This is a genomic window from Rhizobium herbae, from assembly GCF_017873135.1.
GTDB lineage: Bacteria > Pseudomonadota > Alphaproteobacteria > Rhizobiales > Rhizobiaceae > Pararhizobium > Pararhizobium herbae.
Genome location: NZ_JAGGJV010000003.1, coordinates 314,728 through 340,679, shown reverse-complemented (window position 1 = coordinate 340,679; position 25,952 = coordinate 314,728). Strand labels below are relative to the sequence as shown.

The 25,952-nt window shown below is 61.6% G+C and carries 15 protein-coding genes; 4 read left to right on the top strand and 11 right to left on the bottom strand.

The genetic code is table 11. The annotated features are described in order from the left end of the window. Positions 1-2: 2 nt before the first annotated feature. The 4 genes from J2Z75_RS10395 to J2Z75_RS10380 all read right to left on the bottom strand — a co-directional run bounded on the left by J2Z75_RS10395 (position 3) and on the right by J2Z75_RS10380 (position 4,131). Positions 3-887, bottom strand: a complete 885-nt coding sequence (locus tag J2Z75_RS10395) for a carbohydrate ABC transporter permease (RefSeq protein ID WP_209851532.1) — start codon at positions 885-887, stop codon at positions 3-5. After that, complete coding sequence (locus J2Z75_RS10390; protein ID WP_209851529.1) at positions 887-1,774, bottom strand: carbohydrate ABC transporter permease; 888 nt, start codon at positions 1,772-1,774, stop codon at positions 887-889. The genes J2Z75_RS10395 and J2Z75_RS10390 overlap by 1 nt, the downstream gene beginning before the upstream one ends. A gap of 112 nt (positions 1,775-1,886) precedes the next feature. Further along, positions 1,887-3,119: an ABC transporter substrate-binding protein gene (locus J2Z75_RS10385; protein ID WP_209851526.1), complete on the bottom strand. Its 1,233-nt coding sequence runs from the start codon at positions 3,117-3,119 to the stop codon at positions 1,887-1,889. 58 nt (positions 3,120-3,177) lie between these two features. Next, positions 3,178-4,131: a sugar phosphate isomerase/epimerase family protein gene (locus tag J2Z75_RS10380; RefSeq protein ID WP_209852217.1), complete on the bottom strand. Its 954-nt coding sequence runs from the start codon at positions 4,129-4,131 to the stop codon at positions 3,178-3,180. Between the two features lie 222 nt (positions 4,132-4,353). Here J2Z75_RS10380 and J2Z75_RS10375 point away from each other — a divergent pair, with 222 nt between their 5' ends. Then, positions 4,354-5,445: a LacI family DNA-binding transcriptional regulator gene (locus J2Z75_RS10375; RefSeq protein WP_209852214.1), complete on the top strand. Its 1,092-nt coding sequence runs from the start codon at positions 4,354-4,356 to the stop codon at positions 5,443-5,445. A gap of 452 nt (positions 5,446-5,897) precedes the next feature. After that, the gene (locus J2Z75_RS10370; protein ID WP_209851523.1) at positions 5,898-7,496 is read left to right on the top strand and encodes a M10 family metallopeptidase C-terminal domain-containing protein; all 1,599 of its coding nucleotides are present in this window, start codon (positions 5,898-5,900) and stop codon (positions 7,494-7,496) included. A 123-nt stretch (positions 7,497-7,619) separates the two neighbouring features. Here the strand turns inward: J2Z75_RS10370 and J2Z75_RS10365 are convergent, their stop codons facing one another. From J2Z75_RS10365 to hglS, 6 genes are all read right to left on the bottom strand, one after another. After that, complete coding sequence (locus tag J2Z75_RS10365; RefSeq protein ID WP_209851520.1) at positions 7,620-8,612, bottom strand: lysophospholipid acyltransferase family protein; 993 nt, start codon at positions 8,610-8,612, stop codon at positions 7,620-7,622. Between the two features lie 3 nt (positions 8,613-8,615). After that, the gene (locus J2Z75_RS10360) at positions 8,616-10,034 is read right to left on the bottom strand and encodes a cytochrome P450 (RefSeq protein WP_209851517.1); all 1,419 of its coding nucleotides are present in this window, start codon (positions 10,032-10,034) and stop codon (positions 8,616-8,618) included. Positions 10,035-10,205: 171 nt separating this feature from the next. Beyond that, complete coding sequence (locus J2Z75_RS10355) at positions 10,206-11,438, bottom strand: pyridoxal phosphate-dependent aminotransferase (protein WP_209851514.1); 1,233 nt, start codon at positions 11,436-11,438, stop codon at positions 10,206-10,208. A gap of 16 nt (positions 11,439-11,454) precedes the next feature. Continuing rightward, the gene (gene amaB / locus J2Z75_RS10350) at positions 11,455-12,987 is read right to left on the bottom strand and encodes an L-piperidine-6-carboxylate dehydrogenase (RefSeq protein WP_209851511.1); all 1,533 of its coding nucleotides are present in this window, start codon (positions 12,985-12,987) and stop codon (positions 11,455-11,457) included. A gap of 31 nt (positions 12,988-13,018) precedes the next feature. Next, positions 13,019-14,440: an FAD-binding oxidoreductase gene (locus J2Z75_RS10345; protein WP_209851508.1), complete on the bottom strand. Its 1,422-nt coding sequence runs from the start codon at positions 14,438-14,440 to the stop codon at positions 13,019-13,021. A gap of 10 nt (positions 14,441-14,450) precedes the next feature. After that, a complete protein-coding gene (gene hglS, locus J2Z75_RS10340) occupies positions 14,451-15,851 on the bottom strand; it encodes a 2-oxoadipate dioxygenase/decarboxylase HglS (protein WP_209851505.1) in 1,401 nt (466 codons plus the stop codon). A 115-nt stretch (positions 15,852-15,966) separates the two neighbouring features. On the opposite strand from hglS, the gene J2Z75_RS10335 reads away from it, so the two are divergent. Beyond that, entirely contained in the window at positions 15,967-16,860 is an 894-nt protein-coding gene (locus J2Z75_RS10335; RefSeq protein ID WP_209851503.1) for a LysR family transcriptional regulator, read from the top strand. Here J2Z75_RS10335 and J2Z75_RS10330 read toward each other — a convergent pair. Further along, positions 16,857-17,165, bottom strand: coding sequence for a hypothetical protein (locus tag J2Z75_RS10330; RefSeq protein ID WP_209851500.1), 309 nt, complete (start codon positions 17,163-17,165; stop codon positions 16,857-16,859). The two genes, J2Z75_RS10335 and J2Z75_RS10330, sit on opposite strands and share 4 nt — an antisense overlap. 167 nt (positions 17,166-17,332) lie before the next feature. Between J2Z75_RS10330 and J2Z75_RS10325 the strand changes: the two genes are divergently transcribed. Continuing rightward, a complete protein-coding gene (locus J2Z75_RS10325; protein ID WP_234937269.1) occupies positions 17,333-25,834 on the top strand; it encodes a GH36-type glycosyl hydrolase domain-containing protein in 8,502 nt (2,833 codons plus the stop codon). Positions 25,835-25,952 lie beyond the last annotated feature (118 nt).

The following is a 25,952-nucleotide window of genomic DNA, read 5'->3' as shown; positions in this document are numbered from 1 at the left end:
CGTTACCCCTTGACTGCGCCGGCGGCGATGCCGCGCACGAACCAGCGGCCGGACAGGAAATAGATGGCGAGCGGGACGAGGGCGGTCAGAATGGTTGCCGCCATGTTCACATTGTAGGTGCGCTCGCCCATCGTGGTGTTGACGATGTTGTTCAGCTGAACCGTCATCGGCAGGTTGTCGCGTCCGGCAAAGACCAGGCCGAGCAGGAAGTCGTTCCAGATGCCGGTGAACTGTAGCATCGAGACCACGACGACCATCGGCACGGCCATGGGCAGCATGATCTCGAAGAAGATCCGCCAGAAGCCGGCGCCATCGACGCGTGCCGCCTTGCAGAGCTCCTCCGGCACGCTGACGAAGTAATTCCGGAACAGCAGCGTCACCAATGGCAGGCCGAAGATGACATGGACAAGCACGATGCCCGGCACCGAATTGTAGAGGTTGATGTTCGCCATCGCCCGGACCATCGGATAGAGAAAAATCTGGTAGGGGATCAGGCCGCCGGCCATGAGAAGGCCGAACAGCAGGCTGGAGCCTCGTGGCCGCCAGAGGGAAAGGGCATAGCCGTTGATCGCGCCGATGAACACGGAAAGGGCAACGGATGGCACCGTGATCGCTACCGAATTCCAGAAGCCGGCGCGTATGCCGACACAGACAGTGCCCATGCAGGCGCCGGACCATGCGGTTGCCCAGGCCGAGAAATCGAGCGTCGCGGGCAGGGCGAAGATCTGCCCCAGCCGTATCTCATCCATGGTCTTCAGCGACGTGACGACCATGGTGTAGAGCGGCAGCAGGAAAAACAGCGCCGCAACGACGAGGAAGGCGTAAAGCCCGATGCTCCCCGCCGTCAGGCGGGCCGGCCTGGGGCCGTTCGGATGCGGACTTGCCATCACGCTGCTCCTCTCGGTCTGTTGCGCATGTGCATTGCGTAGCGGAACGGGGCGACCGCGGCGATGACGCCCAGCACGAGGACCGTGGCGCCGGCCGTCGCAAGCCCCAGGTTCTGGCGCCCGAACAGATTGTCCATGATGAACTTGGCTGGAACTTCGGTCGAAGAGCCGGGGCCGCCATTGGTCATGGCCACGACGATGTCATAGGTCTTGATCACACCCATGGCGAGCAGCATGCCGGCGGCGGCAAGCGCCGGGCCGAGTTGGGGCAGGATGATCGAGACATAGATGCGCCAGACCGGGATGCCGTCGATCTGGGCTGCTTTCCATTGCTCGCCTTCGATGCCGCGCATGCCGGCGAGCGCAATGACCATCACCAGCCCCGCGCCCTGCCAGACACCCGCGAGCACCAGCGCGTAGATCGCCATGTCGCGGTTTACGACCCAGTCGAAGACGAAGCTCTCCCAGCCGAGCGAGCGAATGCTCGCCTGAATGCCGAATGTGGGATTGAGCATCCATTGCCAGATCAGACCGGTGACGACGAAGGACATGGCGTAGGGATAGAGGAAGATCGTCCTGAAGGCGCTTTCGAAGCGGACCTTCCGGTCGAGCGCGGCCGCCAGCAGGAAACCGAGCGCGAGGCAGCCGGCCACGTAGAGCACGCCGAAGACCAGCACGTTCTGAAGCGAGGCGATCCACTTGGAAGAGGAAAAGAGTTTTGCATACTGGGCGAAGCCGACGTAGTTCGATGAAGGAAAAAGCGTCGAATCCGTAAAGGACAGACGAATGGACCAGACCATGGTGCCGATGTAGACGACGATGGCCGCAAACCATGTCGGCAGAAGCGCTACGGTCGCAGCAAGGTTGCGCTTGCGTTTTGGGTGCATCGGCGAACTCTTTTGTGGGCGGGCGGCAACAAAGCACGCGGCCGCGAAGGGCAGCACGCAGGCAGGCTCAGCGCTGCGGCGCCGGTTCAAGGCCGGCGCCGTGCACAATATCCTATTCGAAGATCTCGAAGAACGCCTTGGCGCTGGTGGCCGCGTCTGCGGACGCATCGCTCCAGAATTCGTCGACGAAGTCATCGAGTGCGCCGACCTGCTGCGGCGTCAGGACGATAGCCTGATCGGGCACGATCTTGCCGGCGCTCATCAGTTCGAGACCTTTTTGCGCGCAGGCGTCCAGCCTGGACTTGTCGACGTCGCCGCGCATGGGAATAGACCCCTTCTTCAGGGAGAACTCCACCTGCACCGCCGGATCCATGACGACTTCGGCGAGCAGCTTCTGGGCTTTGTCGGTCTCGGCATTGCCGGTCTTCGGGAACCACAGGGCGTCGGCGACGTAGACCATGCCCTCGGATTCCGGCGCGATCATGCAGCCGTAATCCTTGCCGGGTTGCTTGCCGGCGACGGTAAATTCGCCCTTGGCCCAGTCGCCCATGAACTGCACGCCGGCCTTGCCGGTGATGACCATGGCGGTCGCGTCGTTCCAGTTGCGGCCCGGCGAACCTTCGTCGACATAGGCGCGTAGCTTGCCGAGGATGTCGAGGGTTTTCTTCACCCCTTCGACGGAAGCCTCGCTCTTGTCCTTGTCGACATAGATCTTCAGAAAGCCGTCGATCCCGACCTGGGAGAGCAGGACCATGTTGAAGACCTTGGTCTGCTGCCAGGCCTGGCCGCCCCAGGCGACCGGCACGATTCCGGCAGCCTTCAGCTTGTCGAGCGCTGAGAAGAACGCGTCCCAGCTTTTCGGTTCCTCGGTGATGCCGACCTTGGCAAAGGCTTCCTTCGAATAGAAGACCCAGCTTTCGCCATGCGCGCCGGTCGGCGAGAGATAGACCTGGCCGTTGTAGGAAATGAGAGCGTGGATCGATTTCGGCAGGGTGTCCGCCCATTTGCCGGCCGTCGCCACGTCGTCGATGGGGTTCATGAGGCCCTGATTGACGAAATCGGCTGCCGCAAGGCCGATGACGCCCTGCTTGGCCCCCGGTGCATCGCCGGCCACGATGCGGTTCTGGAAGGCCGCGTCGGCTGCACCGAAGCCGGCGATGGAGGAGTCCTTCCACACGCCGCCCCGCTTTTCAAACTCCGTCCTGATGACATTCAGGGCGGCAGCTTCGCCACCCGAGGTCCAGGACGACATGATCTCGATCGTCGGTTTGTCCTCGGCGCGGGCCGGGCCGAGGACGGCGACGAGCGCCACACCGGCCAGAAACAGTTTCATCATAGTCTTCATTGTTCCACCTCTTCAAAATGGCCCTCTTGGCGGGGCCGTTGGTCGTTGGCTTCGAAATTCAGCGATAGATCGGCAGCAGTGCCTGCCTGACGAGCGTCAGCCCGTTTGCAATGTCGTGGACCGGGTCGGCAGCGGCGTCGAGTTCGAGAATGGCCCAGCCTTGATAACCCCGATCCCGCAGTAGGCGGATCCAGGCCGGCCAATCGACCCGGCCGAGGCCGAAGCCGCAGAAATAGGGGCGATGACGGTCGTGGATATGCTCGTCGATCGGGGTATCGGCCGGCATCGGCCCAAGGGCGTCCTTCCAGTGGGCGATGATCATCCTCTCATGATGGCGATCGACGAGCTGGATCGGATCGGAACCGGCAACGATGATGTGCGCCGTATCCGGGCACATGTGCACGTAGGCCGGATCGGTGAGCAGCATCATCAGATCGACGTCGCGCGCCGCGGCGAAAATCGAGTGGGCCTCGGTGTGCAGGGCAAGCCTGACGCCTTTCGCATGAAGAACGGCACCGAGACGGTTGAGGAAATCGGCGATCTTGCGGGCCTGCTCGAAATCGTGGAAGCGGACCGGCCGGGCGCCGAGCGTCTGGCGCAGCGGCGCCCCGATGACCATCACATCGCTGCCGCAGGCCGTCAGAAAGTCGGCGTATCGTTCCGCCTTGTCGATGATGGCAGTCTGCGCGCTCGGTTTGGTGAAATCGCCTGCCGCCTCCAGTTCGGCGAAGAAACCGCTGGCAAGCTGCAGACCGCGACTGGACAATTGTGCTGCGAAGGCCTCGACGGAGCCATAGGTCTTGATCGCGTCCTGCCAGTTGAACGGTGAGAAGGTGAGTTCGACACCGGTAACGCCCGAGGCCTGGACGCTGTCGAGGATCTTGTCCCAGAAGGCCCGTGGCTGGGCGCGGGAATGCGCGATGATTCCGTCATAGCCGTCCACGCCCCAGAAGCCGGGATGGAAGAAGGTCACGAGGTCGACGCCGAAGCGGAGCTTGTCGCTGGAAGTCATGGTCAATCCAGTTCCTGTGCATGGAAAATCGTTTGCGGAAGTGTCATTCCACATCGGATAATCCGTAAATTTTTCAATGCATTAGAAAGTGGCAATCGTTTGCCGTGGCTAGATAATAGCCAAGTCGCTTTTTTATGCAAGTGGTTTTTGGCAAACGTTTGCTAAATGGCGTCGATTGCCTTAGGATTCGAAGCGGCAGGCATTCAGACGAAAGACAGAAACGTGAAAAAAAACAAAGACGTGCCCGCGGAGGAGCACTCTGGCCCGTTGATGGCCGATGTGGCGCGGCTTGCAGGCGTGGCGATCTCGACCGTCAGCCGCGCACTCGCCAATCCGGGCCGCGTGAACGAGAAGACGCGTGCCAAGATCAGTGCCGCGGCCAAGCAGCTCGGCTACACACCGAATGCCATGGCGCGGGGGCTGAGGGTCGGCAAATCGAACATCATCATGATCATTCTGCCGGGCTCTCTGCATTATGGAGCATCGCAGATCATCCCGCAGATCTTGCAGGGCATCAATCGTTCATTGAGCCAGCACGGCTACCACCTGATGATCGCCAACCTCGACCGCGACGAGACCTCGGAGCAGCACATCCTGGACCTCGCGTTCGGTGGCACCGTCCGGGGCGTGATCATTTTCTCGTCGCAACTTCCCGTCGACGGCAACCGCTCGCTCGCCGACACAGCCCTGCCGATCGTCTCGTTGTTGCTCGACATGAGTGAATCCTCGCTTCCCAGTGTCGTGACCAATGATCGGCAGGCGGTGCGGCAGGCGACACAGGAACTGATAGAGCTGGGCCACACCCGCTTTCTCTATATTGCCGGCCCGACCGGAAACTACCATGACGTGGAGCGTTACGGCGGCGCGCTTGAAGCATTGCGCGAAGCCGGGCTTTCCGAACAGCATGTGGTGAGATCGGGAGGCGCGCACAGCTACCAACTCGGCTTCCGGACCGGTGTCGAGGCGGCGGATGACTTCGCACGCCTTGAGGTGAAACCGACGGCGGTGATCGCGACCAGCGACGACATGGCAATCTCGTTCATGAGCCGCGTACAGCGCATGGGCTGGAACATTCCGACCGACCTGTCCCTGGTCTCGTTCGACGGCTCACCGGTGTGCGAGTTCAGCACCCCGCCACTTTCGACCATCGAGCAGCCCGTGGAGGAAATGGGGCAGGCGGCGGTGGCCCTTTTGATTGAACGGATCGAGCAGGCACATATCAGAACCGCCACGCGCATCGTCGTGCCGAGCCGGCTGATCCGTCGAGAGAGCATGGCCGCCGCAAAGCCGGGCCTGAACATCCTTCGATCATGAACAGTCAGCGCAAGGCGGCCAGGCTCTCGCTGTGACCTTTGCTTTGATCCTGCTCTGATTGCCCGGGATCAAATGGCTTCCGGGAGGCTGCCATGTGGCTTGACACCGCAGGACATCCATCACCCATGCGAGGGGGAAGCGTGGTGTCCGTTCAGCGCGACGAGTATCCGCGACGCGCACAATAGTGGAAACAGTGCGTGAGTTTAACAAAAACGCCCCCGCAAGGCGCTGTTTTCTCGAAGCATTCCACCCTATTGGGGCGATCGGAATTGTTGCGGCTTGATCCCGTGCTGATGCGTTCGCAGTATCCCGGCGAGACGCTGGATCGAGGCTTGGTTCTTCGGCCCGGCGCAATAGCCATCAAATCGGGGATGAGGCCCTGGATTGATCACGTCCTCAAAATTCCAGTGATCCCGTATGTCGCACTCAGAGCCAAATAGAAGCGAAACCTCATGGCAGATGCATACAAGCCCGTCATTCTCTCCAACAATGCCGTCCTCAACGGCTTGATCGACGGAGGATCCTGGAAGGGGCCGAGCGTCACCTACAGTTTTGCTGCCGGCGACATCAACAGCAACGGCATTGCCGATTTCAACGAAGGCGACTGGAAGGATTTCTACCGGGAGATCATCGACAATATCGAGGCCTTCACCCAGCTGAACTTCAAGGAAGTCGCCACGGCGGGTAACATCAACTTCAAGCTCGCGGAGGGCGGCGGCGGCGAATCCGGCGTTCCGGGACCGGGCGCGACCACGATCGACTCCATTGTCGGCATCAATAGCGACGTCGCCGGTTCGGCCGATGCCGTCAAGCTCGGGACGTTTTCCCTGACATGGTTCCATGAGACGGGACATGCTCTCGGACTGAAGCACCCGCATGACGTTTCACTCGGTCCCAAACTGCCCGGCGTCGATGGCCCGGCGGACAAAGGCACCGGTTATCTCAATTCTCAGCTCTACACCGTCATGGGATATACCTCTCCCTTCCTCGGAGAGGATAATCCGTTCACGACGGCCGTGGACATCGGCACCGAAGTGAACGCACAGCCCGGCTCGTATGGCGCGATCGACATCGCCGCGCTGCAGCACATGTACGGAGCGCGCGCCCACAACACCGGAAACGATTCCTACACGTTCAGCGATGATGTGGACTTCAATCACGGCTATACGACCATCTGGGATACCGGCGGCGTGGATACCATCGACTATGTCGGCGAAAGCCGGGCGAAGATCGACCTGCGTGCCGCCAGCCTCAAGGCAGAGATCGGCGGCGGCGGCTGGATTTCGACATCCGAAACGCTGACGGGGGGATACACCATCGCCAACGGCGTGGTGATCGAGAACGCGGCGGGCGGCAACGCCACCGACATCCTGATCGGCAACGCCGCGGCCAATGTCCTGTCGGGACGCAACGGCAACGACACGCTGAACGGCGGTGCGGGGGCGGACAAACTCGACGGCGGGGCAGGGACCGATACCGCCTCCTATTCCAACGCCACGGCTGGCGTCACGGCCAACCTTGCCAATGCGGCCGCCAACACCGGCGAGGCCAAGGGTGATACCTACGTCTCGATCGAGAGGCTGACGGGTTCGAGCCATGCGGACAAGCTCTATGGCAATACCGGCACCAATCTGCTCACCGGTGGCTCCGACGACGATCTCCTCAATGGCGGCAATGGCAGCGATACTCTCCTCGGCGGCCTTGGCGCTGATGATCTGACCGGCGGCGCGGGTGGCGATACCTTCGTCTTCAGGACGCTGGCCGACAGCACCGTCGCCATGGCCGGGCGTGACACGATCTACGATTTCTCGGGCATGGGTGGTGACCACATAGACCTGTCGGCCATCGACGCCAATGCGATGACATCAGGCAATCAGGCTTTCACCTATCTCGGCACGGCAGTCTTCACGGGCAACGCGGGCGAACTGCGCTACATCGAGCGGGCCTCCGACACCTACGTCTATGGTGACACGAACGGCGACAAGAAGGTCGACTTTGCCATTCATCTGGATGATGCCATCTCGCTGTCGAAAGAGTATTTCATCCTTTGAGCCGACGGCCTGTCAGTTTAATACGCGATGCAGCCGGCTTTCCCGCGGCCCCGCATCGCGCCATTCCCGAATGCGTGCATTGGAGAGAGACGACGATTTTCCGATGTGTTCCAGCAATCTGCGTCAAAGGGCGTTGTCGAGAAAATACCATTGGTCCAGATGCTTGCGAATGACCGGCTCGATGACCGAGTTCAGAAGAACGATATCATCAATCAGACGGTCACCGGAGGCCCCTTCGGTCGGAAGAACGATTGATGGCAGCGCGAAAGCCTCGAAATTCGCCCCCTCTTTGCGCAGGATATATCCCGGGCAGATCGTCGCCCCGGTCATCCTGGCGAGCCGGACGACGATGGCGAGATTGCCTTCCAGATGCGGTGCGCGACCCAGCAAGGGACCGCGAATCTTGCCGGCAAATCCCTCGTCGCAGAAGATCGAAATGACGCCACCGTTCTTGAGGATTTTGATCGCCGGCCGAATCCCGTCCTTGCCTGGCGGCATCAGGCGATATCCGAGCTTCACGCGTAGGCGGTCTGCGATCCAGGCGCGGGCGCGTCCGGTCGGCGGCGTGTAGTTGGCGGATGGCTCGAATCCCAGTTCCACGAGTTTCGGACCGAGAATCTCCCAGTTTCCAAGATGCAGCCCGACCATGATGACCGGGCCCTTTTTCTTCGCCTCGATGATTCTCTCGAGATTGTGCCAGACAACCCGCCTGGAAGGTTTGGCCAATCGCCCGATGATCGAGAACTCGGTCATCACGCGGCCCTGGTTCTGCCAGTTGCGCCTGAGAATGGCCTCTCGTTCCTCTTCTGTCGCGTCGGGCAGCAGGCGCGTCAGGTTTTTTCTCGCCTTCTTGACGGCACCCTGATGCCAGCGCGGAATGGCGAACGTGCCAAGCCAGGCACCAATCCCCGAACACATATCGGTCGGCAACGCCTTCAATCCGAAATGGACGGCAAGATCGAGGGTATTCTGGATGTTGCCGCGGATGTGATAGCGAAAGGCTGCCTTTCTGCGTTCCGCCCCGGCAAAAAGATCGAGGATCGGCGGGGATGGAGGCCGCTCATAAACCCAGGCCTGCCGTTTTGTCGGTCCAGTTTTCTTCTGTGATTCGGCCATGGCTTATATTCCTTCGCGCCGATGCAGCGTCACCGGCAGGCCGCCGCGCGGCCGCAGCGTCAGGCGGCATTGCGGCTCGACCTTGGCATTCTCCGCCACCCGTACCTTGAAACGCTGGGCCAGGATCGCCAGGCACAGGATCGCCTCGTTGAGGCCAAATTGCAGGCCCGGGCAGACGCGGGGTCCGCTGGCGAAGGGGATGTAGCTGTACGGGATGGGCTTCTGCCCGTTCAGGAAACGCTCCGGCTTGAAGAGGTTCGCATCCTTGAAGAAGGCTTCCGTCCTGTGCAGCGTCCACGGCACGATGAGGACCAGCGAGGCCGGCTTGATGTCGATATCGCCGATTCGGTCGGCTTCCTTTGCCTGGCGGGCGAGGATGGGTACGGGCGGATAGAGCCTGAGCGTTTCCTCGATAATGGCGCGGCACCATTCCAGCTGCGGGATGTCGTCGAGCGCCGGCACGCGGTTGCCGCAGACGCGGGCGATTTCCTCGTGCAGAGATTTCTCGACCCAGTGCGCCCGCGACAGCAGGTACCAGGCCCAGGTCAGCGTCGCCGCCGTCGTCTCGTGGCCGGCCATGAAGATTGTTGCCGCCTCGTTGCGCAGCGCCACCACGTCTAGCTTCAGTTCCGGATTGCGCTTCTGTCGCCGCACCAGAAGCTCGACCATGGAATTGTCGTCTCCATGGCCCGCCAGATGATCCTCGACCACCTTGTCGATGATCTGGTGGATGCGCGAGACGGAGCGGCGCAGCTTCGGCGTCCGCAGCACCGGCAGGCCCTCGTCGAAGCCAAGGAAGTAGCCGATATTGATGGAGTCGATCAGCGACTGATAGCTTTCAAAACCTTCGGTGACAGCGTTGGCCGCCTCCTCGCCAAGGTCATTGCCGAAGACGCTGCGGGCGATGATCTCCGCGGTCAATCCGGCCATCTCAAAAAGCGCGTTGACCGGCGCGCCGTCGGGCATGGCACTCCAGCGTTCCACGAGTTCGCTCGCGGTTTTTTCCATGATCTTGCCGAAGGTCGGCAGGCGGTTCTTGTGAACGATATCGTTGACCAGCGGGCGGCGCTGCTTCCAGGTCTCGCCATCGGAAATAAACAATCCGTCGCCGAGCAGGAATTCCAGTGCGCGCCGCATCTGCGGCGTCTTGCGTTCAAAATTTTCGTGGCGCTTGGCGACGACATAGCGGATCGCGTCGGGGGAATTGACGACGACGATCTGCCGGCCGAAGATTTTCGTGACGTTGACACGGTCGGCATAGTCGGCTTTGCGCCAGACCGATAGAAAATCGTGGCGCGCCTTGAGAATGAGATTGAGCGGGCGGCCCGGCTTGCCCTTGTAATAGTCGGCATGGGCGGGCTCGAACGAATTCTTCCGGATATTTTCAATGATATCGGTCGATTGCCGTAAACTGGAGAACATGCTCCGGCTGCCCCTGTCTGTGTCCGGTGACGGCACTGTGAGTCCTGATGGTTGCAATTACCGGATAGCAGCAATTTCGAGCGGCGCAAAATTCTTTCGGCAGACAAAACCCTGCCGTTGGGAACTGCAGGGTTGAACTTCTTTCTGATTGTAGCGGAGGGGTCGAGGGTCTTACCGCAAAGCGGCGCAGGCCTTGGCAATCCGCTCCAGCGCCTCGCGCAGTTCCGCTTCCGAGGTTGCATAGGAGATGCGGAAGAACGGCGACAGGCCGAAGGCCGAGCCCGGCACGACGGCGACATGGGCGTCATCGAGCAGGTAGGCGCAGAAATCGGTATCCGTCTCGATCCGCTTGCCGCCGGGTGTGGTCTTGCCGAGCATGCCGGCGCATCCGGAGAAGGTGTAGAAGGCACCTTCCGGCGTGCGGCAATCGAGACCGTCGATGGCATTGAGCGCCGAGACGACCAGATCGCGGCGGCGCTGGAAGCTGGCGGTGCGTTCTTTCAGGAAATCCTGCGGGCCATTCAGCGCGGCGACCGAGGCGGCCTGGCTGATCGAGGATGGGCACGAGGTCGCCTGGCTCTGCACCACGGCCATCGCCTTGATCAGGTCGCGCGGGCCGCCGGCATAGCCGATGCGCCAGCCGGTCATGGCATAGGCCTTGGAGACGCCGTTAACGGTCAGCGTCCGGCTCTTGAGGGCCGGCTCAAGCGCTGCGGGGGTGACGAACTTGAAACCGTCATAGACAATATGCTCGTACATGTCGTCGACCAGCAGCCAGACATGCGGATGCTTCAACAGCACGTCGAGCAGCGGGCGATAGTCTTCCGCGCTGTAGGCGGCACCCGACGGGTTCGACGGCGAGTTCAGCATGACCCAGCGGGTCTTGGGGGTGATCGCCTTTTCGAGTTGCTGGGCCTTCAGCCGGAAACCCGCTTCGGCATCACAGGCGATCAGCACAGGCTTGCCCTCGGCGATCTCGACGATGTCGGAATAGGAGGTCCAGTAGGGCGTCGGGATAATCACTTCGTCGCCGGGGTTCAGCGTCGCCATCATGGCGTTGAAGAGGATCTGCTTGGCGCCGGTGGCGACCGTGATTTCGTCAAGCGCGTAGGAAACGCCGTTTTCGCGGGCGAACTTGTCCCGGATCGCCTGCTTCAGCTCAGGCGTGCCGTCGAGCGCGGTATATTTGGTCTTGCCGCTCTGGATGGCATCGCAGGCCGCCTGCTTGACGTGATCCGGCGTGTCGAAATCGGGCTCGCCGGCACCGAGAATGATCACCGGCTTGCCGTCACGCTTCATGGCTTGCGCCCGCGCGCCGATCTTCAGGATCTGCGAGACGCCGATCGTGGAAATCCGCGAGGCGGGCGCAAAGCCCGCCTCCTCAACCTTGGTGTTGATGGTCATGACCGATCCTGCTCGATTATTCGATGTCGAACGAGACGCCCTGTGCCAGCGGCAGGGCCTTCGAATAGTTGATCGTGTTGGTGGCGCGGCGCATGTAGGCGCGCCATGCGTCGGAGCCTGATTCGCGGCCGCCGCCGGTTTCCTTTTCGCCGCCGAACGCGCCGCCGATTTCAGCACCGGATGTACCGATATTGACATTGGCGATGCCGCAGTCGGAACCGTCAGGCGAGAGGAAGCGCTCGGCTTCCTGCAGGTCGAGCGTGAAGATCGACGAAGAGAGGCCGGCGCCGACCGCGTTGTGATCGGCAACGGCAGCGTCAAAGTCGCTGTACTTCATGACGTAGAGGATCGGCGCGAAGGTTTCTTCGGTGACCGGGCCGTCTTGCTTCGGCATTTCGACCAGGGCCGGCTTGACATAATAGCTGTTGGCATGGCCGAGATCGACGCGTTCGCCGCCGGTGATGGAGCCGCCGTGGGCTTTGGCTTCGGCAAGCGCCTTCTGCATGTTGTCGTAAGCCGGCTTGTCGACCAAGGGGCCGACGAGGGCGGTGGATTCCAGCGGGTTGCCGACCGAAACGCTCGAATAGGCCTTTTTCAGGCGCGGAACGAGCTGGTCGTAGACGCTTTCATGGACGAACAGGCGGCGCAGCGTCGTGCAGCGCTGGCCGGCCGTGCCCATCGCACCAAAAGCAATTGCGCGCAGCGCCATGTCGAGATCGGCCGACGGGCAGACGATACCGCCATTGTTGCCGCCGAGTTCGAGAATGGCGCGGGCAAAACGCTTGGCAAGGCGGGGACCGACATCGCGGCCCATGCGGGTGGAACCCGTGGCCGAAACCAGCGGCACCTTCGGATGATCGACCATCACTTCGCCGATGGTGCGGTCGCCGATCAGAACCTGGGTCAGGCCTTCCGGCGCATCGCCGAAGCGGGCAATGGCACGATCAAGGATAGCCTGCGATGCAAGTGCCGTGAGCGGGGTCTTTTCCGATGGCTTCCAGACGACGGCATTGCCGCAGACCAGAGCAAGCGCCGAGTTCCAGGCCCAGACGGCGACCGGGAAGTTGAAGGCGGAGATGACGCCGATGACGCCGAGCGGATGCCACGTTTCCATCATGCGGTGGCCGGGGCGCTCGGTAGCAATGGTCAGACCATAGAGCTGGCGGGAAAGACCGACGGCGAAATCGCAGATGTCGATCATTTCCTGAACTTCGCCGAGGCCCTCCGAGGTGATCTTGCCGGCTTCGATCGAAACCAAACGGCCGAGATCGGCCTTGCTGGCGCGCAGTTCCTCGCCGAGCAGGCGGATCAGTTCGCCGCGCTTGGGTGCCGGGACCAGACGCCAGGCGCGAAATGCTGCATCGGCCTTTTCGATCCTGGCGGCGGCTTCAGCGGCCGTTACCGTCTTCAGGCTGGCAATCTGTTCGCCCGTGACCGGCGAGAAGGAGGCCATGTCGCCGCCCGTGTAGAGATCCCTGGAGACGCCGAGCTTCTCCAGAAGTGCTGCCGTTTCCTGAACGACATTCACCGTCTTCGTTGCAATGTTCATGATGAGCAAACTCCCGTTTTTGGCTGGTGGATTATCCAAAGCGCACCGCACCGAGATCTCCCGGCGAGGTGATGGCTTTGAGGCCCTGGGCCATGTCCTTGATCTTCTGTTGCGTATAGAGGTCGTAATAGGCTTGGTTCTTGCGGCCGATGGCATGTTCGGCACTGAAGCTGCCGTTGAAATCCTGGACGGCGATGGCAAACACCCAGTCGCGCAGCCGCCGTTCGAAATCCGTGTCCGACGCCGAAGCGCTGTCCTTCGGCACCACCAGATTGAAATGCACGCCGCCGTCGCCGATATGGCCGAAGTCGCAGATCGTCACCTCCGGAAAGGCTTGCGGCATATCGGCCTTCATGCGGTCGCAGAAGGCCATGATATCACCTCTGCGAAAGGAAAGATCGAAGGCGATCAACTTTCCGGAATGCTTTACGCCTTCCGACAGGGCATGCCGCAACGCCCACATTTCATGGGCGGGACCGACGAAGGCATCGGCGAGCGGCGCTTCATCCGTTTCCCAGATCTCGGCAAGGACCGCTTCCAGCACCGCATCCAGCGATTGCTCTCCCTCGCGCGGTTCCCAGGTACGGGAGATTTCGGCAAGGATCACATAATCGGGCACGTTGCCGCCCTGAAACGGATTCTTCAGCGATGGCACATGATCGAGCGCCGCCGTGACCGAGTTCTTCGAGATGCCCTCGAAAGCCGAGAGATAAGCCCCGAGCCTGTCTTCCATAGCCCGCAATAGCGGCATGACATGGGCGCCGCTGGCCGGGACCAGATAGGCGGTCGCCACCTGTTTCGGCAGGGGCTCGAGGTTCACAACGCATTCGGTGATGATGCCGAAGGAACCGGAGGTGCCGATGAAAACCTGTTTCCAGTCGATGCCGGTATTGTTCTTGCGCAGCTCCGAGGTCAGGTCGAGGACCGTGCCCTCTTCATCGGCCAGAACGACCTTGATACCCAGCGTGTTGCGACGCACGTCGCCATATTTCAGGAAGCGCGAACCACCGGTATTGGTGGCGAGCATGCCGCCGAGACGTGGATCGGCGCCCAGGTCGATCGGGAAGAACAGGCCGTGTTTTTCGAGCTTTTGATTGATGTCCGAAAGGCGGAGACCGGCATCGGCGCGCAGCGAGCGGTTGTCGAGGTCGAGATCGAAACGCTGGGTCATGCGATCGAGGCTGAGCACAGCCTGCGCGCCGGTGGAATCCGGCGTGGAGCCTGAAACAAGACCGGTATTGCCGGATTGCGGGATGAGAACGATGCCGTTTTTCACGCAGTAGGCAACAGCTGCCGAAACCTCTTCGGTCGTCTGCGGGCGCAGGACGATTGCGGCGCGGCCCTGGTCGTAGCGTGCGCCGGTCTGGTAGGCGGCCACGTCATTGCCTTCGGTGACAATACCCTTGTCACCGAGGAGTGTGGTGAGTGCTGCGACGTGGTTCTGCTCGATCATCGCTTCAGCTTTACTCCGCCGCTTGCGCAGACGAAAGCATCTGTCTGATATCGGCGATCGATACCTGTTCGATACCGGCATAGTGATCGAACTCGTTCAGTACCCTGGCACCGAGATCGAGCTCGAAGCGCTGCTGGTTCGGGCTTGCGACAAAATCCTGGGCGGCCTCGTCACCGAGGTTGGACTGGAAGATGCCGGCGGCGCTGACCGGCAGGAAGTCCTCGTAGACGATCGGGTCGAACTGCACGAGACCCTCAGCGATCAGGCTGTCGAGGCTCCTGGACCCATCGGCCGTTGTCTTGCGGCCTTCGGCGGTCAGCGAATAGGCGAAATAGCCAAGGCCTTCGGCGCGAATGCCGGCCCAGGTGTCGGGGAAGGGGATAAAGGCGTCGGAAAGTGCCTTTTCATACTCGGCGGTGTTCGAGCCGTCAGCTGCCGGACGAACCACCTTGCGGGATGCATTCAGCAATTCGTCGTAAAGCGCGCGTCCCTTCGGGGTCAGGGCGATGCCGCGCTGTTCGATCTCGCCGAAGCGGGCGGTGTGGGAGCCCTCATGCCAACCGCCATCTTCAGACTGGAAGGAGACAGGCTCTTCGAGCGCCTTGAACGAGGTCTGGCGCAGGAGGATGGCGCATCTGCGGGTCGGCGGGCCCTCGATGGTTGCCTTCGGGGAGATGCCGTAATCGGGCATGCGGGCCTGGACGGCATCGATATCCAGCGTGCGCGGCGTCAGGTGGTTGATGTGCGGGCCTTTGAACGAGACGACATCGGCGATCAGCCGATGGGCCTCATGCAGGCGATGGTACATGTCCGGGCTGACATTGGCCTTGTCGTGCCAGCGGAAGGTTTCCAGCGCCTCGGCAACGAAGCGCTCGGCATCGGCCTTGTCGAGGCCGCCCTGCCTTTCCGCCTTTTCCGTCAGCGCGATGGCGCCATCGGTAAAGATCTGGCGCTTCGACAGGATCTGCTCGGCCTCGGTGCGCAGGGTCTCGTCGGCGATCAGGTCGAGCCGCAGCAGCGAGGTAAAGACGCGAAAGGGGTTCTTCTTCAGGCTGGCATCGCCGACCGGGCGAAACGCGGTTGAATGAACCGGAACGCCGGCGGTCGACAGGTCGTAGTAGCCGACCGGCAGCATGCCCATGACCGCAAAGACCCGGCGCATCATCGACAGTTCGGCAGGCGTGCCGAGCCGAATCGCACCATGGCGTTCCTCGGAGATGCGCTCCAAAGAATCCGTGTCTTCAAGGCGAGCCTGCAGATCCGGATCGGCGGCGAGCGTTTCTGCGTTCACCTTGCCCACCAGCTCCATCAGCGTGCCGTAGGCAGGCACTTCCGCGCGGTACATGGCCGACATCGCGCCGGAAAAGGCGATACGGATATCGTCGGTGGATACGAAACTATTCTCTTTCACGGCAGCGCGCCTCGCAGTATGGAAGGGATAACGGTGATCATTCTCATTTCGTATCATATGTGGGTCGAACGGGCATTGATTGCGACAGTTCCGACTATGATCATGCGAGGCTGGAATGAAGTTGAGCAGAAGACTGGTCCCCGACGTCACCACGCTGCAGGCGTTCGAGTGTGCTGCGCGTCACGGCAGCTTCACGCAGGCGGCGGCCGAACTGAACCTCACCCAGAGTGCCGTCAGCCGCCAGATCAAGGATCTCGAAAGCCAGATCGGCGTGCTGTTGTTCGAGCGCGTCCGCCAGCGGGTCATTCTTTCCGATGCAGGTCAAAAATTCCTGCCCGAAGTGCGCCGGCTACTGACGCAATCCGAAGAGCTGATGGTTCGCGCCATGGCCTCCGCCCGTTCGGAATCGACACTCTCCATTGCGTCGCTGCCGACCTTCGGCAGCCGCTGGCTGACGCCGCGTCTGCCGGATTTCCTGAAAGAACATCCGGGCACCGTGATCAATATCGCTTCCCGCTCCCAACCTTTCGATTTCGAGGAGCAGAATTTCGATCTCGCCATTCACTACGGCCAGCCGGTCTGGGCGCATGCCACCTGCAGCTATCTCTGCAGCGAGATCATCGTGCCCGTGGCGAGCCCGGCACTTCTTGCGCTCAATCCGATGCAGGAACCGGGAGAGCTGGAGCACAAGCCGCTCTTGCATCTCGCCACCCGCCCGAAAATGTGGGCGCAGTGGTTCGAAAGCAATGGCGGCGAGATGAAGTCCGCCTATCGCGGCAATCGCTTCGACCAGTTTTCCATGGTCATAGAGGCGGCGGTTGCCGGGCTTGGCTTTGCACTGGTGCCGCGGTACCTGATCGAGCAGGAGCTTGTCGCCGACCGGCTGCGCGTCGTCTTCGATCGGCCGATGCAGACGGAGAACAATTACTATCTGGTGGTGCCGGAGGGAAAGCTGGAAAATCCGGTCAGCCAGGCTTTCCGGGCCTGGATCGTCAAGCAGGTCGGCTAGGAGGACGTATTCTTCTGCAATGCAGCATCGAAAGCGGAACCTTTCCAATCCAGGCGCGTTCCGGTCCGGATGAGCAGCATCAAAAACACAGCTTCGAACAGTTTCCCGGCATTCGCAGGCAAGGAAAACGGTAATCTCCGGCTTTCTTTTTCGCGGCGGAGCCGAATTCTCTCTGAACGCAGGTCCCGCTTCTTGCAACATATTGGCTCTACGGCTAAAAAATGCCAATTTCTTGCACCACGCAGCTCTGATAGCGAAGCGATTGCCGTCTTCACACCTTCAAAAGCCCGTCCGGGCAGTGCCAAGCCATACGGTTTCCCGCCCGCGCGCGACCTGACGGCTCTGGGCAGAATGCAGACGGACACTTAAGGGGGCGTGGCGGCACAGAGCTAAAAAATCAGGGCAACAGCCCATCCGGCACGACCACGCCAGCCGGACCCTTCAACACCGCTTGGATCCAGAACCCGTACCCATGCCCCTTCATAACACGCCGTCCACGCCTCCGCGCGAAGCTGAGATCAAGCCGATCGACTATAACGATTCGATCCGCTCGACCTATTTCACCATCGATGAGCTTCATGAATGCGGTGCAGCGCTCGCCCGCGATGGCGTTTCGAGCCTTCCGGGCTTCTTTCCGTTCGAGTTCCGTCCGCGCCATCGTGAAAACGAAAACGAGATCTTCAGGGTCTACAAGGTCACGGCCACGGATGTCGAAGCCGGGGCTTCGATCACGCCTGCCGCCGAATGGCTGCTCGACAACCACTATCTGGTCGAAGAGTCCATTCAGGAGGTTCGCCGCGACTTTCCGCGCAAATTCTATCGCCAGCTGCCAACCCTTTCGGTTGCCGGGACGACGATCCCGCGCACCATGGCGCTCGCATGGCTTTATGTCGCCCACACGCACAGCACGGTATCGCGCGAAAGCCTGACCGCGATGGTCGCCGGCTTCCAGGACCACGAAACCTTCAAGATCGGCGAATTGTGGGCGCTTCCGTCCATTCTTCGTTTCGTGTTGATCGAAAACCTGCGGCGTATCGCGATTCGCGTCGATCGTTCGCGCAACATGCGCAACAAGGCAAATGACGTCGCCGATCAGATCGTCCGCCTTGGCGAGCCCGGGAAGTTCAAGACGATCCTGTCGGAAGCCGAGGCGCTTTGCGCGGACAACACATTTGTCGCGCAGCTCCTCTACCGGCTGAGGGACGGATCGCAGACCTCGGGATACGTCATCACCTGGCTGGAAGAACAGCTCGAGAAGCGCGGCAGCGACGTCGAGGAGGCTCTGGTCGCCGAGCAGAACCGGCTGTCCTCCGGCAATGCGACGATGAGCAACATCATCCGCAGCCTGCGCGAGATCGACGACAACGACTGGGCCGTCTGGTTCGAAAGCGTGAGCAAGCTGGATGACGCGCTGCGCGAAGGATCGGATTATTCCGCGCTCGATTTTGGGTCGCGCAACAAATACCGCAACACGATCGAGAAACTGGCGCGGCGCTCGGGCTATAGCGAACTCGAAGTCACGCAAATCGCGCTCGACATGGTCAAGGACCAGGCGCGCGTTGACGCCAGCGCGACCGGCGTGCTCCACGAGCCGAATGTCGGCGGGTTTCTGGTCGGCAAGCAGCGCCGGTTGCTGGAAGCAAAGATCGGGTATCGCCCTTCCGTCCTCCAGACCATCATCCGGCTTGGCCGGAAACTGGATTGGCTTGCGATCGCCGGCCCGAACATCCTGCTGACGATCCTTGCGATGATCGCGGTCTACTTTTTCGTCAGCCCGATGGAAATCCCGACGGGCGCCAAGCTGATCATGCTGCTGCTGTTTGCGCTTCCGGCCTCGGAAGGTGCCGCCGGCCTCTTCAATACGCTGGTGACGCTGTTCGTCACGCCGTCGCGCCTTGTCGGATACGAGTTCCTTGACGGGATTCCGGAGGATGCGCGGACCCTTGTCGTCGTCCCCTGTCTGATCTCCAAGCGCGATCATGTCGATGAACTCGTGCGCAACCTCGAAGTCCACTACCTCGCCAACCCGAAGGGCGAAATCTACTTCGCGCTCGTGAGCGACTGGATCGACAGCAAGACCGAAGAAACCGCCGCCGATCTCGACGTGCTCGACTATGCCAAGCACGAGATCGAAACGCTCAGTGCCCGTTATGCTCATGACGACCGTACGCGCTTTTATCTGCTGCATCGCCGCAGGCTCTACAACGAGGCCGAAGGCGTCTGGATGGGCTGGGAGCGCAAGCGCGGCAAGCTGCACGAGCTGAACCTTCTGCTTCGCGGCGACAGCGATACGAGCTTTCTTGCCGGCGCCAACACAGTGCCGGAAAATGTCCAGTACGTGATGACGCTCGATTCCGACACGCGCCTGATGCGCGACGCGGTAACCAAGCTGGTCGGCAAGCTCTACCATCCGATCAACCGCCCGGTGGTCGATCCGGTCACCCAGAAGGTGACGGCCGGCTACGGCATCCTTCAGCCGCGCGTCACACCGTCGTTGACGACGGGCAGCGATGCCTCGATGTTCCAGCGCATCTTTTCCGTCAATCGCGGCATCGATCCCTATGTCTTCACCGTTTCTGACGTCTATCAGGACATTGCCGGCGAAGGGACGTTCACCGGCAAGGGCCTCTATCACGTCGACGCCTTCGAAGCGGCCCTGAAAGGCAAGGTCGAGGAGAACGCGGTTCTCAGCCACGATCTGCTCGAAGGCTCACTGGCGCATTGCGCTCTTGTCAGCGACGTCGAGCTGGTCGAGGATTTCCCGATCCGTTACGAAGTCGAAATGTCGCGCCAGCATCGCTGGGCACGCGGCGACTGGCAGCTCCTGCCCTATATGTTCAACCTTTCCAACGGCGTTAGCATGCTCGGCCGCTGGAAGATGTACGACAACCTGCGACGCTCACTGATCCCCGTTGCCTGGCTGATCGCCTCGGTGATGGGCTGGTACTATATGGAACCGACACAGGCGCTGATCTGGCAGTTCGTACTGATCTTCAGCCTGTTCGTCGCTCCGACCATGTCTCTGATTTCGGGCCTGATGCCGCGCCGCAACGATATCGTCGCGCGGGCGCATCTTCATGCGGTTCTATCCGAAATTCAGGCCGCGAATGCGCAGGTCGTGCTTCGCATCGTCTTCATCGCGCATTCGGCGGCCATGATGGCCGACGCCATCGTCCGCTCGATCTACCGTACGTTCGTCAGCGGCAAGCTCATGCTCGAATGGCGTACGGCCGCACAGGTCCAGAGTTCCGCCGGTGGCGCCGTCTGGGACTACTACCGTTCGATGTGGATCGTACCGCTCCTGTCGGTGCTTTCGCTGGCGCTGGCGGCGGTCTCCGACACGGGTCTGCCCTTCATCGGCATTCCGTTTGCCGTGGTCTGGGCGCTATCTCCCGCCATTGCCTGGTTCGTCAGCCAGTCGGCCGAGACGGAAGATCAGCTGGTCGTGCCGGAAAACGTGGTCGAGGAACTGCGCAAGATCGCGCGGCGCACATGGCTCTATTTCGAGCAGTTCGTTACCGCCGAGCAGCATTTCCTGCCGCCGGACAATTTCCAGGAAATCCCGCATCCTATCCTCGCCGAGCGGACCTCGCCGACGAATATCGGCGTTTATCTGTTGTCGGTGATGTCGGCGCGCGATTTCGGCTGGATCGGTTTCGAGGAAACCGTCCGTCGCCTCGAGGAAACGGTTGCCACGATCGACCGCATGCCGAAATTCCGCGGCCATCTCTACAACTGGTACAAGACCGATACGCTGGAAACGATGGAGCCGAAATATGTCTCCGCCGTCGATAGCGGCAATCTTGCCGGCCACCTGATCGCGGTGTCTTCGATGTGCCGCGATTGGGCCGAGGCGCCTTCCGCCCATGTCCAGGGCAATCTCGACGGCATCGGCGATGTTGCCTCCATCCTGTCCGAGGTGCTGGCCGATCTGCCGGATGACCGCAAGACCGTGCGGCCGCTGCGCCGCCTGATGGAAGAGAGGATCACCGGCTTCCAGAATGCCTTGGCCGCGGTCAAGCGCGAGCACGAATTCGCCTCCATCCGCGTCATCAACCTTGCGGTACTGGCGCGCGACATCCACAAGCTCACCGTCAACCTCGACCATGAGGTCAAAAACGCCCAGAGCGGTGAAGTGACGAAGTGGGCGACCATGCTCGTCAACACCTGCGAAGCCCACATCGCCGACGGTGTCTTCGATCTCGGCGCCATCGAAGCGCTGCGCCAGCGTCTGATCGTCGTGCGCGACCGTGCCCGCGATATCGCGTTTACGATGGATTTCAGTTTCCTCTTCCGGCCGGAAAGGCGGCTGCTGTCGATCGGCTACCGCGTCAATGCGAACGAACTCGACGAAGCCTGCTACGACCTGCTCGCCTCCGAAGCACGACTGACCAGCCTGTTTGCCATCGCCAAGGGCGATTTGCCGACGGAACACTGGTACAAGCTCGGCCGTCCGATCGTGCCGATCGGCGCGCGCGGTGCGCTGGTGTCCTGGTCCGGTTCGATGTTCGAATATCTCATGCCGCCGCTGGTCATGCAGGAGCGTCAGGGCGGTATTCTCAACCAGACCAACAACCTGATCGTCCAGGAGCAGATGAACCACGGCCGCCGTCTCGGCACGCCGTGGGGCATTTCGGAAGCGGCCTTCAATGCCCGCGACCACGAACTGACCTATCAATACACCAACTTCGGCGTGCCGACGCTCGGCCTGAAGCGTGGTCTCGGCCAGAATGCCGTCATCGCGCCTTATGCCTCGATTCTCGCCAGCATGTATTTTCCAAAGGCGGCGCTTGCCAATCTCGAGCGGTTGCGCGCCGTTGGCGCGCTCGGCGTCTACGGTTTCCACGATTCCGTCGATTACACGCCGACACGCGTGCCGGAAGGCAAGACCTGCGCCGTGGTGCGCAACTACTATGCGCACCATCACGGCATGTCGATCGCCGCGGTTGCCAACGTCGTCTTCAACGGGCGCCTGCGCGAGTGGTTCCACGCCGATCCGGTCATCGAAGCCGCCGAACTGCTGCTGCAGGAAAAGGCCCCGCGCGATATTCCGATCATCAATACCAAGAAAGAGCCGGAATCGCTCGGCAAGGGGCAGGAAGATCTGCTGCGCCCCGAAGTGCGCGTGATCACCAATCCGCTGACCAAGGACCGCGAGACGGTTTTCCTGTCGAACGGCCACTATGCCGTGATGCTGACCGCGACCGGTGCCGGCTATTCCCGCTGGAACGGCCAGACCGTTGCCCGCTGGAAGGCCGATCCGACCGAGGACCGTTCGGGCACCTTCATCTTCCTGCGCGACACGACCACCGGAGACTGGTGGTCGGCGACGGCCGAACCGCGCCGCGCCGAAGGCGAGAAAACGACGGCCCGCTTTGGCGACGACAAGGCCGAGTTCATCAAGACCGTCGGCGACCTCACCAGCGAAGTTGAATGCATCGTCGCGACGGAACACGACGCCGAAGGCCGCCGGGTGATCCTGCTCAATACCGGAACGGAGGACCGCTTCATCGAGGTGACATCCTATGCCGAGCCGGTTCTGACGACCGACGATACCGACAGTGCCCATCCGCTCTTTGCCAAGATGTTCCTGCGCACGGAAGTCGATCCCAAGGGCGATGTCATCCGTGTCACGCGCAACAAGCGCAGTCCCGGCGAGCCGGATATGCAGGTGGCGCACCTGATTGTCGACAACGCCGCCAGCACCCGCCATACCGAAGCAGAAACGGACAGGCGCCGGTTCATCGGCACGGGCCGCACGCTGGCCGAGGCGCAGGCTTTCGATACCGATGCCAAGCTTTCGGGCACCGACGGCTATACGCTCGATCCGATCGTCTCGTTGCGCCGCGTCGTGCGGGTGCCGGCCGGCAAGAAGGTCAGCGTGATCTTCTGGACCATCGCCGCTCCCGACCGCGAAGCGATCGACAAGGCGGTTGATCGCTATCGTCACCCCGACAGCTTCAATCATGAACTCATCCATGCCTGGACCCGATCCCAGGTGCAGATGCGCCATGTCGGCGTCACCTCGCAGGAAGCGGCGAGCTTCCAGATGCTCGGCCGCTACCTCGTCTATCCGGACATGCAGTTGCGGGCAGATACCGCGACGGTTCAGGCTGGCCTCGCACCGCAGTCGGCGCTCTGGCCGCTGTCGATTTCGGGTGATTTCCCCATCTTTGCCGTCCGCATCAACGATGATATCGATCTTGGTATCGCGCGCGAAGCCTTGAAGGCGCAGGAATATCTGCGCTCACGCGGCGTCACCGCGGATCTGGTGATCATCAACGAGCGTGCCGCATCCTATGCACAGGACATGCAGCACACTCTGGATGCCATGGCCGAAAACCTGCGCCTGCGCGGCCTGTCAGACGGTCCGCGCCAGCATATCTTTGCGGTTCGCCGCGACATCATGGAGCCGCAGACCTGGTCGGCGCTCCTGTCTGCGTCCCGGGCCGTCTTCCACGCCCGCAACGGCAAGATCTCGGACCAGATTTCGCGGGCGGAAAACCTGCTCTCGAAACCTTCCGCGAAGAAGGAAGCCGCAGCTGGTCCGCTGCTGGCGGTCGTGGCTGAAGACAGCGGTGTTGAAAGCATCGACGTCAACGGCGATGGCCTCGAGTTCTGGAACGGTTATGGCGGCTTTTCCCCGGATGGCCGCGAATACGTGACGCGACTGCGCGGTGGCGAAGCCACGCCGCAGCCGTGGATCAACGTGATTTCCAATGAAGCCTTCGGTTTCCACGTGGCAGCCGAGGGCGCTGCGTTTACCTGGGGCCGCAATTCGCGCGACTATCAGCTGACGCCCTGGACCAACGATCCGGTGATCAACCGCCCGGGCGAAGCGATCTTCATCAGGGACATGGATAACGGCACCGTCCTGTCGCCCCATGCCGCCCTGTCGCGCCGCAAGTCCGTCCTGTTCGAGACCCGGCATGGGCTCGGATATTCGGTGTTCAAAAGCGTGCAGGACGAGCTGGAGATCGAGGTCAGCCAGACCGTTCACCGCACGGCACCGGTGAAATATCTGCGGTTGCGGCTGAACAACACGTCCGGTGAAGCGCGAAGCCTCAAGGTCTATGGCTATGCCGAATGGGTGCTCGGCAACAACCGGGCAAAGACAGCGCCGTTCATTCTCTCGCATCACGACGAGGCAAGCGGCGCGGTACTGGCGACCAATCCGTACAGCATCGACTATTCGGGCCGCACCGCCTTCCTTGCGGCCAGCGAGAAGCCTGCCGGCTTTACGAGCAGCCGGCGCGAGTTCCTCGGGCGCGCCGGCAGCATCTATGCGCCGCAGGCCGTGCTTGATGGCGGCGTGCTGTCGGGGGCCGTCGAAGCTGATGGCGATCCCTGTGCCGCGATCGTTGTCGATGTGACGCTGAAGGCCGGCGAGAGCCGGGACCTGACGTTCTATATCGGCGATTCGGACAATGCCCAACAAGCGCTCGAGCATCTCGCAGAGGCGCGGCAGAGCACGTTCGAAGCGGTTCTTGAAACATCCAACAGCTATTGGCAGGATTTTACGGGAGTTCTTCAGGTCGAAACGCCGGACAAGGCGTTCAACAACATGGTCAATGCCTGGCTGCCCTATCAGAGCCTTGGTTGCCGTATTCTGGCGCGCTCGGCCTTCTATCAGGCCAGCGGCGCCTTCGGCTTCCGCGACCAGCTGCAGGATACGCTCGCCTTCATCGTGCACCGGCCGGAACTGGCAAGGGCACAGATCCTCAACGCCGCCGCGCGCCAGTTTGTCGAGGGTGACGTCCTTCACTGGTGGCTGCCGGGCAACGGCTCGGGCGTGCGTACCCTGATCTCCGACGACGTCGTCTGGCTCGGCCATGCCGTCCAGCATTACTGCGCTGTGACGGGAACCAAGGATATTCTCGACGAGCAGATCGCCTTCATCGAGGGTGCGGCCCTTGAGCCCGGCCAGCATGACAGCTTCTTCCAGCCTGCCGTGTCCGAGCGGCGCGCGAGCCTCTACGAGCATTGCGCGCTGGCGCTTGATCTGGCCATTGCCCGCAAGGGCGAGAACGGCCTGCCGCTGATCCTTGGCGGCGACTGGAACGACGGCATGAATCGTGTCGGCATCGAGGGGCGCGGTACCAGCGTCTGGCTCGGCTGGTTCCTCGCCGCCACCTTGCGCTCCTTCCTCGTCATCGCGCGCGAGCGCGGCGATGCCAAGCGGATTTCCGCCTGGGAAGCGCATCTTGCCGGCCTCAAGCAGGCGCTTGAAACGGCCGGCTGGGATGGCGGCCACTACCGCCGTGGCTACTACGACGATGGAACGCCGCTCGGCTCTGCCAATAGCAGCGAATGCCGGATCGATTCCATCGCCCAGTCCTGGAGCGTTCTGTCCGGCGAGGGCGATGCCGCCCGGTCAGCGCAGGCCATGGACGCCGTCCTTTCGGAGTTGGCGGATGCTGATCATCAGATCATCCGCCTGTTCACGCCGCCGCTCTCCGGAACCGCGCAAGACCCGGGCTACATCAAGGCCTATCCACCGGGTGTGCGCGAAAATGGTGGGCAGTACACCCATGCGGCGACATGGGTGGTGCTGGCACTTGCGGCGCAGAACCGAACGGAAGACGCATGGCGCGCCTTCGAGATGCTCAATCCGATCAATCATTCGAGGGACCGCGACGGTGCCGATCACTATCGGGTCGAACCTTACGTGGTCGCCGCCGATATCTACGGCGACGGTGACCTGACGGGACGCGGAGGCTGGACCTGGTACACGGGTTCGGCGGCCTGGCTCTATCGCGCCGCGGTCGAAGGTATCCTGGGCATTCGCAGACAGGGAGAGATGCTGATCATCCGGCCGGTCCTGCCGAAGGATTGGGACGGGTTCTCGGCAACGCTGACGATCAACGGCAAGGCGCATACGATTTCCGTGACCAAAAATGGGGAAAGCGGCGAGCCGATCGTCAGCGTCAATAATACTGTCACAAAAAACGCGCATGAAGGCGTTTTGTTGTAGCTGCCGGCGCTTGCTCAAGAGTGGTAACCGGCTTTGCACCAGAAGGCGCAAAGCCGGTTTCGTTCTGATCGCCAGCAGTCACATCACGTCAAGGGGGCAGGGGCACTGAACTCGGACG

Excerpts from the sequence above, each read along its gene's own strand:
- J2Z75_RS10395 (WP_209851532.1), bottom strand. The coding sequence starts at position 887 with ATGGCAAGTCCGCATCCGAACGGCCCCAGGCCGGCCCGCCTGACGGCG.
- J2Z75_RS10390 (WP_209851529.1), bottom strand. The coding sequence starts at position 1,774 with ATGCACCCAAAACGCAAGCGCAACCTTGCTGCGACCGTAGCGCTTCTG.
- J2Z75_RS10385 (WP_209851526.1), bottom strand. The coding sequence starts at position 3,119 with ATGAAGACTATGATGAAACTGTTTCTGGCCGGTGTGGCGCTCGTCGCC.
- J2Z75_RS10380 (WP_209852217.1), bottom strand. The coding sequence starts at position 4,131 with ATGACTTCCAGCGACAAGCTCCGCTTCGGCGTCGACCTCGTGACCTTC.
- J2Z75_RS10370 (WP_209851523.1), top strand. The coding sequence starts at position 5,898 with ATGGCAGATGCATACAAGCCCGTCATTCTCTCCAACAATGCCGTCCTC.
- J2Z75_RS10365 (WP_209851520.1), bottom strand. The coding sequence starts at position 8,612 with ATGGCCGAATCACAGAAGAAAACTGGACCGACAAAACGGCAGGCCTGG.
- J2Z75_RS10360 (WP_209851517.1), bottom strand. The coding sequence starts at position 10,034 with ATGTTCTCCAGTTTACGGCAATCGACCGATATCATTGAAAATATCCGG.
- J2Z75_RS10355 (WP_209851514.1), bottom strand. The coding sequence starts at position 11,438 with ATGACCATCAACACCAAGGTTGAGGAGGCGGGCTTTGCGCCCGCCTCG.
- amaB (WP_209851511.1), bottom strand. The coding sequence starts at position 12,987 with ATGAACATTGCAACGAAGACGGTGAATGTCGTTCAGGAAACGGCAGCA.
- J2Z75_RS10345 (WP_209851508.1), bottom strand. The coding sequence starts at position 14,440 with ATGATCGAGCAGAACCACGTCGCAGCACTCACCACACTCCTCGGTGAC.
- J2Z75_RS10335 (WP_209851503.1), top strand. The coding sequence starts at position 15,967 with ATGAAGTTGAGCAGAAGACTGGTCCCCGACGTCACCACGCTGCAGGCG.
- J2Z75_RS10325 (WP_234937269.1), top strand. The coding sequence starts at position 17,333 with ATGCCCCTTCATAACACGCCGTCCACGCCTCCGCGCGAAGCTGAGATC.